Here is a 14,039-nt window from a genome sequence, read left to right on the forward strand (position 1 = left end):
TTTAAAATCATCTGTTGAGTCTGGATTAACGGAAGCATGATTTTTTGCAAAGAAACCAGCGAACGTATCCCGGCTGCTTGCAGACGGGATCTGTTTGATGTTGATGTATGTTTTAATTCCCGGTCACAAGCAACTGGGCACTGCTGGGCTTTACAGCCCAGCCTACGCTTGCTTTTATCATTTAGAGTAGTAGTGATAAATATCAAAAAATTAATGGGTGGGTTTTAAGTTGGCAGAGTCGCTTTCCAAGAACAAATTCTTGATTAAATAATTATGGGTTGTATTTCACCCATTGTCGTTATTAGAAATACTTGAGAAGGCTGAGACTCATTTCTTGTTCGCGTTCGATTTTGGAAATCAAAACTATTTATTGTTCTTATGACTTCTTCTCTTGGAATGTTATTAATCATATTGTTTCTATGATCAGCTATAAATTCTTCTGATAATCTAAAAATTAACATTCGTGATCTTCTATTTGGACGATTTTTCGTGGGGGTAGGAAAATCAATTCGGATATCTAAAAATTCATTCTCTTCTATGTTTATATTAGGATGTACGTTATTAAGGTTTGTATTTCGGAGCAGTTCGTTAAAAAAATCCATTAATTCATCCATTTATTTTTCCTCGTATTTTGTATTAATTCTTAGTTATTAATATTAGCAAGCGTAGCCCGAATGAAGTGAAACGAAATCCGGGATGTTCGAAGCCAACTCCCGGATTACGGCTGCGCCTAATCCGGGCTATGCTTGCTGAGAAATTGTAATAGTATGACAGTAAGGATAAATTCCTTATATATCTAATATTGCATCGGCGTGCGGGAATCCAGGAACAGGACAAACAATGCGGCTTGTGGTGGAATCTATAGGAATGTTCCATGTTTTGGAAATAATTTGCTCCACAAAATTTAATAACCCACTAATTTGTAAGTCATTAAAAATATATCGAGGAGTATAAGATAATCCCATCTGTTCCATTTCAGGGTGACTCGCAATTATAGCACCACGTTGTTTGCCAAAAGTATTAGTGATCATATCATTCAGCCATATAGGTGATTGCTCTGAATAAGCTGTTCTGAATAAGGATATCTCCGCGATAGCATCATTAAATATAACCCAACAATGACCATCCCAATTCTCAACTATACTCTTCTGTTCAATGATAGGATCGTAATTAAATAGTCGCTTACCTTTGAAATCTAACGTTCCAGCAACCAAATAAGAATGAATTCCTTTCTGCCTGGAATATTCAACTAGCATTGCGCTTAAAAGAGCACAGGCAAATGGTTGAAGCGGAATCATTTGCAGTATCTCTTGGCAAGATTTTTGTAAAATAAGAACTTGATTGTTATTTATGTGATTATCTGCAAATTTTTTGACATGGTCGCTAGAATAAGATTGTTCAATTAGTTGGATATACTCATTAAGACTCTGATTCATGATCTTCCCATCACTTAAAATTTGCAACACATTCAAAAAATACCTATCGTGGTTGGGAAAAGTAGCACGTTTAGTAACAAAACAATAGCTCTAGCAAGATGAAGACCATGGTTGCTTTGAAATATTGGAGCTAAGTATTATCTATTTGAGGACAACGGAATCCTAATTTTGTATACATTCCCTCCATTCACTAAAACAAAAGCTTGTCCCTTAGGCAATGAAACAATATCTTCAACCCCAATCATAGGAACTGAGGAGGTCTGCACTCGATCCTCATTAGTCGTATAAAAATAAACCCCATCTTCACCATGTGGCGTATCATTAACCATAGATACCTGAGTGTGTCCAATAACACCGATTTGTGGCAACATCTTCACCAATAGATTGGCTGTCTCTTCATTTTTAACACATAACATAATAAGGGTATTAAGTTCCCCTCAGAAACCTCAGCCTTATCCCTGGAACTAAGTGCAACTTCCATATCCTGAATAGTCTGAGCATAAGCAGTGACCTGAAACCCAGCTTCACCGGCTTTATTAAGAATCTTCACAAATGAATCCTGGATAATTTCTGATAGTTCATCACAATGCAGATTTAAAGTGTATTTGGGCGTTGGGTTCTTTGTAGATTTTACCAGCTGTAGAAACCAGGTCTGACAGGAAGGCTCCTCGATAATACCTTCAATCTCTTGATGGTAGTTGGGATAGTGATTGGGGAGGATGGTATCGGCATAGGTCATCAGCAGCTGGTCCAATCGACTAATATAGAAGGCAATTGCAACTTATTGATTTTAAAGGATTTTATTGGTGGGCCCACTAGGACTTGAACCTAGGACCAACGGATTATGAGTCCGCTGCTCTGACCAACTGAGCTATGGGCCCGAAGAGTTGTCATTGTAATCGCTGTGGTGGCTTAATACCACCGTATTTTTAATTTTTTTATGAAGCCAGGGTAACTGCTGGATGATTTTAAAACTGGCTGGTTCTGGTGTTAAATGTTGACCATTCAACACCAGAGCCAGTATAGCAAAATTATTCGTTATTTTTAAGTCTCGTCGCCTTCCAAGAAGCTACGCAGTTTTTCTGAGCGTGAAGGATGGCGCAACTTACGTAATGCTTTGGCTTCGATTTGACGGATGCGCTCACGGGTGACGTCAAATTGTTTACCAACCTCTTCTAGGGTGTGATCGGTATTCATTTCTATGCCAAATCGCATACGCAGGACTTTAGCTTCTCGAGGAGTTAGGGTTTCCAAGATCTCTAAAGTCGCCTCACGTAAACCCTCGGCAGTTGCACGATCAATTGGGGATTCGATGTTGCCATCTTCAATGAAATCGCCTAAATGTGAATCATCATCATCGCCCACTGGGGTTTCCATGGAAATGGGTTCTTTGGCAATCTTCAAGACTTTGCGAATTTTGTCCTCGCTCAAATCCATTTTGGCCGCTAATTCTTCAGGAGTGGCTTCACGGCCTGTTTCTTGTAAAATTTGGCGTGAAATGCGATTGAGCTTATTAATTGTCTCAATCATATGGACTGGAATACGAATCGTCCGAGCCTGATCAGCGATGGAACGGGTGATTGCCTGGCGTATCCACCAAGTGGCATAAGTTGAGAATTTATAGCCGCGTCTGTATTCGAATTTATCAACTGCTTTCATCAAGCCAATATTGCCTTCCTGAATTAAATCGAGGAATTGCAGGCCACGGTTGGTATATTTTTTAGCAATGGAGATCACTAAGCGCAGGTTGGCTTCAACCATTTCCTTTTTAGCACGTCTGGCTTTTGCTTCGCCAATGGACATTTTTCGATTAATGTCTTTGATCTCACTAATGGTTAGGCCATATTCTTCTTCGAATGTTGCCAATTTAGATTGTAAACGCTTGATTTCTTCGCTGAACTCTTCAAGACGATCAAGATCAAGCTTTTTGGCATGTTTGCTGATGATGGTTTCTAACCATGCTAAATCCGTTTCTTGACCTGGGAAGGTATCAATGAAAAGCTTGCGAGGTATGCGCGCTTTTTCAATGCAAAGACGCATGATGCTACGTTCAAATTCGCGAATATGATTGCGCAACTGACGGAAATGCCGAGTCAGGCGGTCAACTTGTCTTGAAGTCAATTTTAACTTCAAGAAAGAATCCGACATTTTATCTAAAAATTCAATGGTTTGAGTTGAAGTACGTCCATGCTCCCTTAAAGCCTTCATGGCATGCTCAAAATGTTCACGTAATTCGTCAAAGTAAGCTTTGGCTTGCTCTGGATTTGGGCCCTCATCACCATCTCCCAGCCCACCTTCACCTTCTTCCCCTTCTTCCTCTTCATCAAGAGCACCAAGGATAAGTTCGTCTGATTCCTCGAGCATGGAACCTATGCTGGCTGCTGGCGCTTCTTCTTCGACATCAGCGAAGCCACTAATGATTTCGCTTAGACGAATTTCTTCTACCAAAACACGATCATAATCTTCGAGAACTAATTGTACGGTCTCAGGATAATGAGCAAGCGATTTGAGAACCTGATAAATACCTTCTTCAATACGTTTGGCGATACGAATTTCACCTTCGCGGGTAAGCAACTCAACCGTGCCCATTTCGCGCATATACATGCGGACAGGATCAGTCGTTCGCCCGGTCTCTTTGTCCACAGAGGCAAGCACAGCTGCAGCCTCTTCAACATCTTCCGGAGCTTCTTCAGTTGTGCCTAATAACGCTAGCTCATCTTCGCTTGGAGAGACTTCGAAGACTTTAATATTCATACCTTCTAACATACTGATAATGACATCAAAATGTTCAGTATCGACAATGTTAGGAAGCAGATCGTTAATCTGCGCATAGGTTAGGTAATTTTGTTCTTTACCCAATCTAATGACTTTAGTGATTTGCGAGTGCTGCTGTTCTTGATCATTCATAGTCGTCATAGGTATTGGTGAGGTTAAAAGGCTGCAAAAAGGTTTTGATTATAAACCTGCCCTAGCAAACTTGCCAGTATCTTTTGCGTTATTTTTTATCATCAGTTGTTTGATGCCTCTGTTTGAGCATCTCCTGTAATTTAAGTCTATCTGATAAAGTTAAGCCTTGATTTCGCGATTTTGCAATGTATAGATTAATTTTATTTTCTAAATTCTGTTTTTGCAAAAATAAAATAATATCAATAAATTCTTTAACTAAAGCTTGTTCAGGGACTTGGGTGTCCCAGCCCGCTAATTTGTTTAGCGCCTCAAACATCGGTGTATTGCGCCATTGCTCAATCAAGGTGGCTGTACTGGCTTTAGGAGCGTTAGCAATCTGCTGGAGCAGCTTTTGCAAGATCTCTTGCTCGCTACCTTCTAGTAAATCAGGATTAATATGATCCTTGCAAGCGATAAAAATTTCAGGGTGCTGAATGAGTAAAGCAATAGCCAGGCGAATCGGAGAGCGTGTAATGGGTGTGGCGCTTACGTTTGGTTTTTCTTTATCGGCTATAAGTTGATTGAGTCGATGTGCTTCAATATGACTAATTCGGGCAATTTCCTCTAACAAAAGCTGCCTATAAGGACCGTCTTGAATCCTAAGAAGATAGGGTTTAGCAGCGTTGACGAGTTGGCTTTTTCCAGCCACAGAACGCAAGTCAAGATTATGCGAAATCGTCTCAAGGAAGTAATGATTCAGAGGTTTCGCTTGTTTTAATCGCTCTATAAAGTTCACGCTACCTTCTTCGCGTACAAGACTGTCGGGATCATGGCCTTCCGGCAAAAAAATGAAACTGGCATTCAAGCCGGTATTTAATTGCGGTAAACAACTTTCTAATGCCCGCCAAGCCGCTTGACGCCCTGCCATGTCACCATCAAAACAGAAAATGATATGTTGGGTGTATTTAGCTAAGAGTTGAATGTGATAGATGCTAGTTGCCGTCCCTAAAGTTGCTACAGCATTGGTGATCCCATGTTGTGCAAGAGCAATGACGTCTATGTATCCTTCGACAATAAGAACATTCTCAATGATTTTCTGGTTTTTTAAAATTTGGTGTAAGCCATAGAGCTCTCGACTTTTTTGAAAAATGATTGTCTCAGGTGAGTTAAGGTACTTAGGTTTCTGAGATGCATCAATTGCTCGCCCACCAAAACCGATAATACGCCCATGCCTATCGTGAATGGGAAAGGTAATTCGATGACGATAGCGGTCATACGTTTTGCCATCTTTTTTGGGAATAAGCATTCCCGTGGCAATTAATTCATCATGATGCCGCTTGAAGTGCTTTTCAAGATTTTGCCAATCGGGAGGTGCATAGCCAATTTGATAAAGTTTGGCTATTTCGCCACTTAGACCACGTTGCTTTAAATAAGTGACTGCTGCTTGTCCATTTGTTTTAAGATTTTGCTGATAAAATTGATTCACTTCACTTAAGACTTGATACAGGCTAAGTGATTGTTGTTGTTTCTCAGAACGACCTTCTCGTGGAACTTGTAAACCTAAACGAGAGGCCAGGGTTTCTATGGCATCAACAAAACTTTGATTGAGATAGTTCATCACAAAGCTGATAACATTGCCACTCGCACCGCAGCCAAAGCAATGATAGAACTGCTTCTTGGCTACCACATTAAATGATGGGGTTTTTTCATTATGAAAAGGACAGCAGGCAACAAAGCTATGGCCTGCTTTTTTTAATGGAACATAGCTATCAATGAATTCGACGATATCGGTACGTGTAAGTAACTCATCGATGAATGGCTGTGGGATTAAGCCAGACATGATAGGGGATCAGCTCAGTTTTGCCTTGATTAGCGCACTTACTTTAGCCATGTCAGCTCGACCTTGAAGTTCAGGTTTCAGGAGAGCCATGACCTTACCCATGTCACTCATTTTTTCAGCGCCTACTTGAGCTATTGCTTTAGCAATGAGTTCTTCAATTTCCGCGTCCGAGAAAGGTTCGGGTAAATACTGATTGATAAGGTCCAATTCGAATTGCTCTTGAGCAACTAAATCATCGCGGCCGGCTGCTTCAAACTGGGTGATGGATTCTTTGCGTTGCTTGGCAAGCTTATCCAGGATGGCTAACATGCGTCCTTCATCAACAGTAATGCGCTCATCAACTTCAACTTGCTTGACTGCAGCAGTAATGAGACGCAGTGTGTCGAGCTTGGCTTTATCTCTGGCACGCATCGCTTCCTTTACATCATTACTGATACGGTCTTTAATGGTCATAATTATTTGCGTCTGTGTTTCGCATTGCGTCGAGCAGAAACCGCAACGTCACGAGAGATTTTTTTCAAGTGGCGCTTAATAGCAGCAGCTTGTTTGCGCTTACGCTCAGCGGTTGGTTTCTCGTAAAATTCGCGACGACGTAATTCAGTTAAAATTCCTGCTTTTTCACAGGAGCGTTTAAAACGACGTAATGCATATTCAGGATTTTCGCCTTCTTTCACACGAACGGTAGGCATTAACTTAGTTCCTCGATTAAAATTTAACATAATAGGGTGGCAATTCTAGTGCCAGTTAAGGTACTCGTCAAGTTTATTTGACGCCATTTTGATGCCATCTTTATCAGGAGTTGTTGAATAGTATGGGCTATTCTTGGTGTTGGAAGCGTGTTTTACGTATAATGAGAAAATTTTTTGACCATAATGTGAGATTGGGATGCGAGTACTAGGTATTGAATCCTCCTGTGATGAAACAGGAGTGGCTATCTATGATTCCAGACTGGGATTGCTCGCGCATACCCTTCATTCACAGGTAGCAATACATCAATGTTATGGAGGGGTAGTGCCCGAGCTCGCTTCTCGCGATCATGTCAAATACATTGTCCCTCTCATGGACGAGGTGTTAAAGCAAGCAGACTTGAAAAAAACAGATATTGAAGCTGTCGCATATACAGCGGGGCCTGGTCTTATTGGCGCCTTATTAACGGGTGCTTGTTTTGCCAAAAGTTTAGCGTTAGGACTTAATGTACCTGCCCTGGGTATCCATCATCTGGAAGCTCATTTACTTGCAGCAAAACTAGAGTCCGATGATCTTGCTTTTCCTTTTTTAGCACTCCTGGTGTCAGGTGGTCATACACAACTCATTGAGGCACGTGCCTTGGGTGATTATCATGTTATCGGTGATACGTTAGATGATGCAGTAGGGGAGGCTTTTGATAAGACTGCAAAGCTAATGGGACTGCCTTACCCTGGGGGTGCTCTTTTGGCTGGTCTTGCTGATCAAGCTTCCATTGCTGACATTAAAATTTTACCTGCATTTCCACGGCCAATGACAGATAGACCCGGTGTGAATTTTAGTTTTAGCGGCCTTAAAACACATGCTTTGACGGTCTGGAACAATAGTCAAAAAGATGAGAGAGCCAGGATAGCTATTGCACGAGCATTTCAGGATGCTGTGGTTGATACTCTAGTGATTAAATGCAAGCGAGCTCTTAAACAAACAGGAAACCAACATTTGGTCGTTGCAGGTGGAGTAGGGGCGAACCGTGCATTGAGGGTAGCGCTAACAGAACTAATAAAAGACACAGGGGGGAAGATTTATTTTCCCCGGCCAGAATATTGTACGGATAATGGTGCTATGGTGGCTTATGCCGGATGCTTGCATTTACAACAAGGTCAAAAGGATGACAGCCAGCTTATTGATGTAAAAGCACGCTGGTCACTTGCACAAAATAAATAATCAGAAGTACTACAGTGGTCGTCTAATTTTGACAAGTAACGATCTTGAACGAGGGGTGGCGCGGAAGGAGGGCTCCTACCGTGCGCAGCCTGCGAGTACGGAGGGATACCTGCAGCGACAGGACCCCGAGGCGAGGAACCCTCTTTAAAGAACGATTAAAAGAAGCTTTTTTACCTGTCAAAATTAGACGACCACTGAGTACATCCAAATCTAGGATGTCTTTTTAGGTGCTTCGGCTTGTTCCTCTGACTCTGTAGGTGAATGATTAGTGACTGGTTGATCGGTTGCTTCTTGCTGGGGTTCTTCTTGATCCTCTGCAGCCTGCTCCAGTATTACTGCATCAATTTCTTCACCCAAAGAGGTGGCTCTTCTGAATTGGATTTTAGGCTCTGTATGATCGATTAAACGGGTAATGTTATGGCGGTGTTTATAAATAATGAAGAGAGCAATAAAAAACAGGGGCGAATAGATGAGTAAGCCTTCTGGAAGAAATAGAGCATACCAGGGAGCCATAACCATAGAAACCATTGAAGCAAGGGAAGCGTAGCGACTAAAATTAGCTACTAATAGCCAGGTAGCTATCACTAAAACGCCAAGTATAAAATGAAGTCCCAGTAACGCTCCTAAAGCTGTTGCTACCCCTTTCCCACCACGAAAACCAAAGAAAATAGGATACATATGCCCCATCACTGTTGCCCAGCAAGTAAAACCGAGTGCTATCGGTCCAGCGCCTAGTACTTTGGCTAACAGCACGGGCAAAGCCCCTTTCAACATATCTACAAGCAAAACAATAGCGGCATATCTTTTACCAGAGAGTCTAAGGACATTGGTGGCGCCTGGATTTTGAGAACCGTTGCTTCTTGGGTCAGGTAGTGAAAAGAGGTGACTGACGATGATAGCAGAGCAGACCGAGCCAGCTAAATAACCAACGATTACGACAAAAAGAAACAACAGCGCAGCTAACATTACGCCTCCTAATAAAAGGAAAAGAGCCTCATTATTAATGAAAGCCAACTCATTGTGAAGACATGTAAAAATTATAGCTTAAAAAATTAACAGCAGAAGTATGCGGAAGTATATAGTTAATCTAGTAGAAACAAGGCTTGCAAATCATTGGTATAACGGCGCCCCAAATCAGTCACTTGCCACTGATCTTCTTGCATTTTTATTAATTTTTTATCGGCAGCTTTCTGCAAGTAAGGTTTTAAGATTCCAAAGCGAAGCCCAGTTCTCTCGTAAAATAATTGATTAGAGATAGGTTGTTGTAGACGAGTGGTATTCAGCATAAATTCAAAAATCAGGCCCTTGGGTTCTACTAAATCTTTGGCTGCTAAGAAAGCCTTATTGCCATCTAAGTAATCGTTGGGTTGACGATGTTTCCGTGTGCGGTAAATTTTACCGTCTATAGTGGTTATTTTCCCATGGGCACCGGCGCCTATTCCGTAATAATCTCCAAAAAGCCAATAGTTTAGATTATGTTGGGTGGCTCTTTCAGGTTTGCAGAATGCAGAGATTTCATAACGTCTGAAACCCTTAGTTACTAACATGGCTAATCCCTCTTCTTCCAATTGATAGGCAGTATCCTCATTTGGCAAATGGGGACGCTGCTTATAAAAAATAGTGTTTGGTTCAATTGTTAACTGATACCAGGATAAATGTTCGGGATCGTAGGCTAACGCTGTGTTTAAATCATGCAAGCCTTCTGCTATGGATTGCTGTGGTAAGCCATGCATAAGGTCAAGATTAATGTTGTCAAATCCGGCTCGACGTGCTGACTCAACGGCACGATGAGCTTGTTTATCGTCATGAATGCGCCCAAGGAGTGTCAGATGCCTTGAATTAAAGCTCTGTATACCTAAAGAGAGCCTATTGATACCAACGTCGTGATAAGCCTTAAATCGCTCTTGCTCAACCGTTCCTGGATTTGCCTCTAGCGTGATTTCTATGTCCTTATGGAAAGAAACGAGCTGCTGCAACTGCTGAAACAGGGATGCGAATGCTTCAGGGGAAAATAAACTTGGCGTGCCTCCCCCAATAAAAATGGTATGAATTTCGCGTGCCGGAAAATAGGCTAAGTCATTCCTAAAATCGGCAATTAGTGCGGCAATATAGCTTTCTTCTGGTAAGGTAGTGGGTGATTTATGCGAATTAAAATCGCAGTAGGGGCATTTACGAATGCACCAAGGAATGTGGATATACAAAGAGGTAGGCAACATCATAACAATCGGACTGGCTTGTTTAAGCTCACAATAGTATCATGACAATAATTTTTACAGAACCTTTACCGAGCGAGACTATTTCATTAAATGGTGTCATTCCCGCCTCCGCGGGGATAACGCAATTTGGTAACACTCTCTACCAAGCATGCTCGTGGTCTGGTGATTTCTTTAAAAATTCCAAGTATTTTTATTGTAGTCGAATAAGGATAAGATGAGGATGCGAGAAAAACCAGTTTGTTCTAAACGATTGGTTATTGCCAAATCCAATTTGTTCACCATTGAGCAAATGCATCTTCATTTTGCCAATGGTGCTGAAAGAATTTATGAGCGCATCCGTAGTCATGGGCATGGTGCTGTGTTGATAGTCGCTCTCACTCCAGGTGAATCAGTTCTGTTGGTAAGGGAGTATGCGGCAGGAATAGATGCTTATGAACTGGCTTTCCCTAAGGGAGTAGTCAATCAGGGAGAAACTTCTTTAGAAGCGGCGAATCGTGAATTGCGTGAAGAAGTAGGTTTTGCTGCGAGGAAATTGCAATTTTTGCGGAGAATAACTTTAGCACCTGGTTATTTTGGTGCAGCATTAGATTTAGTAGTGGCATATGATTTATATCCTGCTCCCTTACCAGGTGATGAACCTGAGCCGCTCGAAGTGGTGGAATGGCCATTGCATGCGTCTGACGAATTGCTGCTACGTCCTGATTTTTCGGAGGCGCGAAGTATTGCTGCGCTTTTCTTAGTTAAACAATGGTGGAAAAAGGAAAAGAATAATGAACAAACGAGTTAGAGTAGTTGTAACTGGTGCTGCCGGACAAATTGGTTATGCTTTGTTACCTAGAATCGCATCCGGGCAAATGTTCGGCCCTCATACAGATATTGAATTGCATTTACTTGAATTAGAAGAGGCTTTGCCTGCTTTGGAAGGTGTAGTCATGGAATTAGAAGACTGTGCTTTCCCCTTATTGAAAAAGATTGTTTATACAGCTGACCTTAGTAAAGCGATGGACGGTGTAAATTGGGCTTTATTGGTTGGCTCAGTGCCACGTAAACAGGGGATGGAACGGTCTGATTTATTGCAAATCAACGGCGGTATTTTTACAAAACAAGGGAAGGCCATTAACGATTATGCTGCTGACGATGTCCGTGTTTTTGTTGTTGGTAATCCTTGTAATACCAATTGTTTTATTGCCATGAATCACGCAAAAGATGTACCTAATGAGCGATTTTATGCAATGACAATGCTTGATGAATTGCGGGCGCGTTCACAACTTGCAAAAAAAGCCGGTGTCGATATTACAGAGGTCAGTCAAATGACCATTTGGGGAAATCATTCCTCTACCCAATATCCTGATTTTTATAACGCAAAGATTAATGGTCTTTCCGCTGCTTCAGTGATCAATGATGAAAAATGGTTAAAAGAAACCTTTGTTACTACCGTGCAACAACGGGGTGCTGCGGTTATTAAAGCTCGTGGTTCTTCATCAGCTGCTTCGGCTGCTAATGCGGCTATTCAGGGTGTTTATCATCTCATTAATGACACGTCCGCACATGAATCATTCTCCATGTGCTTATGTTCACAAGGCGAATATGGTGTGGATGAAGGGTTGATCTTTTCTTTCCCTTGCCGTCTCAGCCATGGAGAAATCCAAGTGGTCGAAGGTTTAACGTTCAATGAGTATGGCCAGGCCAGGTTTAATGCGACCTTAGAAGAGCTTCGCCAAGAGCGTGATACGGTTAAGGCTTTAGGTTTGCTTGATTAATGGTTTTTTTGTATGAAGCCTTATATAGAATTTTATTGATAGACGGGGGCCTTGAAGCTGAGCGATTAAGGTCCCGCAAAATTTTCTTCCCTTGAAGCGACAAATTAATCAAATGACTAAAAGAAAGGACGCAGGCGTTTTGCCGCGGCTCGCTGTTCCAATTGTTCTGAAGACGTAGTGGCAAAATGCCCTAAAGAATAGTTAGGTGAAGGTTGATAGAGGGAAGGCATTATGTTGAGTACCTGCTCTGCCTTTTTTAATAGAGTATCAAAACGATAGTTTAGGGTCTGGTTTTTATTAATTTTTTGATAAAGTAGTTCTGCTTGGGCAAGGCCATTTAAAATTGCCTGATGAAATTGAGAAATTGGACCTCTAAGCGCTGCGATATGATCATGGATCGGGCCTATGGCTTCAAGCTTTACAATCTGCTTAATATTGTCTTCAAGTTTGTGCATTAAGCTTAAGAATTGATTGTGTTTTAGAGAGAGTTTTTGCATTCCTTTTATTATGGGATTTGGTTTGCGATCTTGATTTTGGGTTTTCAAACTAAAATTCGCTTGATGACGTCGCGCAATACGTAACAAGGAGTCGACCAATTGACACAAGGCATGCAGAATCTGTTTCAAGTCATCACTGCCTAATGCATAGGATATACGCTCGAGATTTGTCGTTGCTGAATGTTGAGGTTGAATGCCCAAAATATAAAGCAAATGATGATCAAGACTGAGAAGCAAGGCAAGAGCGTTTTGGCAATTTAAACGATATTGCAGGGTCAATTGAATACTTATAGCTATCTCTTCAAAAGAGGACGTCTCGTCAGCAGCGGACTCATGAAGAATATCGTCCATGATTTGCTGAGAGGCTGCCAAAGATTCTCGAGCCTCATTTAGGAGAGCATTAATTGTGTCAAAATCTGGGTTGCTCATATCTGTCTAAATGTCTTCTCTTCGCAGAACAAATTTGAGCGTCGAGTCTTTGCGAGCGTTAGCGAAGCAACCCAGATCGAGGGTTGATTAAAAATCTGCTCTTGGATCCATTGCTTCACTTTGTTCGCAAGGATGTCAATAAAATTTTTGTCCTGTGCAAAGTAATATGTCTTATTAATTATATAAAGCTCATGGGTCTTAAGCTTTTTTCACTACAATCCCAAAAGGTACAAACAGTTCCTTACCTTCAATCCTAACCTGCGCAAAAATCTTAACAAAACCGGCTTTTTCGGGTTCCAAATGAAACACTAGCTCAGGACCACCGCGATCGGTGGCTTGGCTGGGTTCTTGTCCCATAGGATGAATATGAACAATTGTTTTTAAATCGTCATTAAAACCAACGATATGTGCAAAAGCACCCATGACTGGTTCTAAAGTACGGATGGGCTTGCCTCTAACATTGGTGACAAGAATTTTCCCTGTCACAGGCTTACCTGCTTTAAGCTCTTTTTTATCGAAGGACAATTGAAACTTATAACCATCTACAATGCTCTCATAGAATGGATGACTATTAACTCTACTTGCTTGATGATGAGGTTTGGTTGTTAAATCTGCCACCAGATATTCTTGAGTTTTTGTTTTAACAGGTAAAAGATCTGCCCAGACTCGATAACTAGCATTACGCTGACTGGGCTTCCACTCAAATTCATAAATCCCTAATTCTTCCAGTGCCTTGGGATGAACATGACTGTAATCAGTCAAGCTATCGTCAATAATCAGGACATGAATTCTTTGTGTATGAACTTCATCAAGGTCACTTAAACGAACCGGTTGATGGGTCTTAGCATCAGTTAACTTGAAAATAACAATTTTTTTATCATTTTTATCGATTATTTTTTCAACGGATAGGCGCATACTAGGATTTGCAGGTTGAGTTGGCTGTTGCTGGTGATGATGAGTAGTCTTCCCTGCGATAGCTAAAGGTTGAAACATCAACGTTATAAGCACTAAGCCGGTGCTTAAAAGGTACCTAACAAGAAAATGATGACTAACGTTTTTCACAATAT

13 protein-coding genes, 1 tRNA gene and 1 pseudogene are annotated in these 14,039 nt (G+C 41.3%); 3 read left to right on the forward strand and 12 right to left on the reverse strand.

The window, feature by feature from the left end:
* Positions 1-263: 263 nt before the first annotated feature.
* The 8 genes and pseudogenes from CKV79_RS02065 to rpsU form a co-directional block, all read right to left on the reverse strand.
* On the reverse strand, positions 264-614 hold the full coding sequence (locus CKV79_RS02065) for a hypothetical protein (protein ID WP_028372108.1): 351 nt from the start codon (positions 612-614) through the stop codon (positions 264-266).
* Positions 615-788: 174 nt separating this feature from the next.
* Positions 789-1,436 carry a hypothetical protein gene (locus CKV79_RS02070; RefSeq protein WP_028372109.1) on the reverse strand — a complete coding sequence of 216 codons (648 nt, stop codon included), beginning with the start codon at positions 1,434-1,436 and terminating at the stop codon, positions 789-791.
* 137 nt (positions 1,437-1,573) lie between these two features.
* Positions 1,574-2,211, reverse strand: a pseudogene (locus CKV79_RS02075) (TraM recognition domain-containing protein); the annotation flags it as partial.
* 29 nt (positions 2,212-2,240) lie between these two features.
* Positions 2,241-2,317: transfer RNA gene (locus CKV79_RS02080), tRNA-Ile, on the reverse strand.
* A 163-nt stretch (positions 2,318-2,480) separates the two neighbouring features.
* The gene (rpoD, locus tag CKV79_RS02085) at positions 2,481-4,343 is read right to left on the reverse strand and encodes an RNA polymerase sigma factor RpoD (protein ID WP_028372112.1); all 1,863 of its coding nucleotides are present in this window, start codon (positions 4,341-4,343) and stop codon (positions 2,481-2,483) included.
* An 88-nt stretch (positions 4,344-4,431) separates the two neighbouring features.
* On the reverse strand, positions 4,432-6,162 hold the full coding sequence (gene dnaG / locus CKV79_RS02090; protein ID WP_028372113.1) for a DNA primase: 1,731 nt from the start codon (positions 6,160-6,162) through the stop codon (positions 4,432-4,434).
* Between the two features lie 9 nt (positions 6,163-6,171).
* Complete coding sequence (locus CKV79_RS02095; RefSeq protein ID WP_028372114.1) at positions 6,172-6,615, reverse strand: GatB/YqeY domain-containing protein; 444 nt, start codon at positions 6,613-6,615, stop codon at positions 6,172-6,174.
* A 2-nt stretch (positions 6,616-6,617) separates the two neighbouring features.
* A complete protein-coding gene (gene rpsU, locus CKV79_RS02100) occupies positions 6,618-6,851 on the reverse strand; it encodes a 30S ribosomal protein S21 (protein ID WP_028372115.1) in 234 nt (77 codons plus the stop codon).
* Positions 6,852-7,047: 196 nt separating this feature from the next.
* Here rpsU and tsaD point away from each other — a divergent pair, with 196 nt between their 5' ends.
* Complete coding sequence (gene tsaD, locus CKV79_RS02105; RefSeq protein ID WP_028372116.1) at positions 7,048-8,070, forward strand: tRNA (adenosine(37)-N6)-threonylcarbamoyltransferase complex transferase subunit TsaD; 1,023 nt, start codon at positions 7,048-7,050, stop codon at positions 8,068-8,070.
* A 210-nt stretch (positions 8,071-8,280) separates the two neighbouring features.
* Here the strand turns inward: tsaD and plsY are convergent, their stop codons facing one another.
* Entirely contained in the window at positions 8,281-9,036 is a 756-nt protein-coding gene (plsY, locus tag CKV79_RS02110; protein WP_065236349.1) for a glycerol-3-phosphate 1-O-acyltransferase PlsY, read from the reverse strand.
* Positions 9,037-9,152: 116 nt separating this feature from the next.
* Positions 9,153-10,286, reverse strand: coding sequence for a radical SAM family heme chaperone HemW (hemW, locus tag CKV79_RS02115; RefSeq protein WP_028372117.1), 1,134 nt, complete (start codon positions 10,284-10,286; stop codon positions 9,153-9,155).
* A 220-nt stretch (positions 10,287-10,506) separates the two neighbouring features.
* Between hemW and nudE the strand changes: the two genes are divergently transcribed.
* Positions 10,507-11,073: an ADP compounds hydrolase NudE gene (gene nudE, locus CKV79_RS02120; RefSeq protein WP_028372118.1), complete on the forward strand. Its 567-nt coding sequence runs from the start codon at positions 10,507-10,509 to the stop codon at positions 11,071-11,073.
* Positions 11,057-12,046: a malate dehydrogenase gene (locus tag CKV79_RS02125; RefSeq protein WP_197697234.1), complete on the forward strand. Its 990-nt coding sequence runs from the start codon at positions 11,057-11,059 to the stop codon at positions 12,044-12,046. The genes nudE and CKV79_RS02125 overlap by 17 nt, the downstream gene beginning before the upstream one ends.
* A 116-nt stretch (positions 12,047-12,162) precedes the next feature.
* On the opposite strand, the gene CKV79_RS02130 is transcribed toward CKV79_RS02125, so the two are convergent.
* On the reverse strand, positions 12,163-12,972 hold the full coding sequence (locus CKV79_RS02130) for a hypothetical protein (RefSeq protein ID WP_028372120.1): 810 nt from the start codon (positions 12,970-12,972) through the stop codon (positions 12,163-12,165).
* A 198-nt stretch (positions 12,973-13,170) separates the two neighbouring features.
* Entirely contained in the window at positions 13,171-14,034 is an 864-nt protein-coding gene (locus CKV79_RS02135; RefSeq protein ID WP_035914722.1) for a hypothetical protein, read from the reverse strand.
* Positions 14,035-14,039: the final 5 nt, after the last annotated feature.

Source organism: Legionella lansingensis (assembly GCF_900187355.1).
GTDB classification, from domain to species: Bacteria; Pseudomonadota; Gammaproteobacteria; order Legionellales; family Legionellaceae; genus Tatlockia; species Tatlockia lansingensis.

Bases quoted from the DNA above. Each gene is read 5' to 3' on its own strand.
- CKV79_RS02065 (WP_028372108.1), bottom strand. From the start codon at position 614: ATGGATGAATTAATGGATTTTTTTAACGAACTGCTCCGAAATACAAAC.
- CKV79_RS02070 (WP_028372109.1), bottom strand. From the start codon at position 1,436: ATGAATCAGAGTCTTAATGAGTATATCCAACTAATTGAACAATCTTAT.
- rpoD (WP_028372112.1), bottom strand. From the start codon at position 4,343: ATGAATGATCAAGAACAGCAGCACTCGCAAATCACTAAAGTCATTAGA.
- dnaG (WP_028372113.1), bottom strand. From the start codon at position 6,162: ATGTCTGGCTTAATCCCACAGCCATTCATCGATGAGTTACTTACACGT.
- CKV79_RS02095 (WP_028372114.1), bottom strand. From the start codon at position 6,615: ATGACCATTAAAGACCGTATCAGTAATGATGTAAAGGAAGCGATGCGT.
- rpsU (WP_028372115.1), bottom strand. From the start codon at position 6,851: ATGCCTACCGTTCGTGTGAAAGAAGGCGAAAATCCTGAATATGCATTA.
- tsaD (WP_028372116.1), top strand. From the start codon at position 7,048: ATGCGAGTACTAGGTATTGAATCCTCCTGTGATGAAACAGGAGTGGCT.
- plsY (WP_065236349.1), bottom strand. From the start codon at position 9,036: ATGTTAGCTGCGCTGTTGTTTCTTTTTGTCGTAATCGTTGGTTATTTA.
- hemW (WP_028372117.1), bottom strand. From the start codon at position 10,286: ATGTTGCCTACCTCTTTGTATATCCACATTCCTTGGTGCATTCGTAAA.
- nudE (WP_028372118.1), top strand. From the start codon at position 10,507: ATGCGAGAAAAACCAGTTTGTTCTAAACGATTGGTTATTGCCAAATCC.
- CKV79_RS02125 (WP_197697234.1), top strand. From the start codon at position 11,057: ATGAACAAACGAGTTAGAGTAGTTGTAACTGGTGCTGCCGGACAAATT.
- CKV79_RS02130 (WP_028372120.1), bottom strand. From the start codon at position 12,972: ATGAGCAACCCAGATTTTGACACAATTAATGCTCTCCTAAATGAGGCT.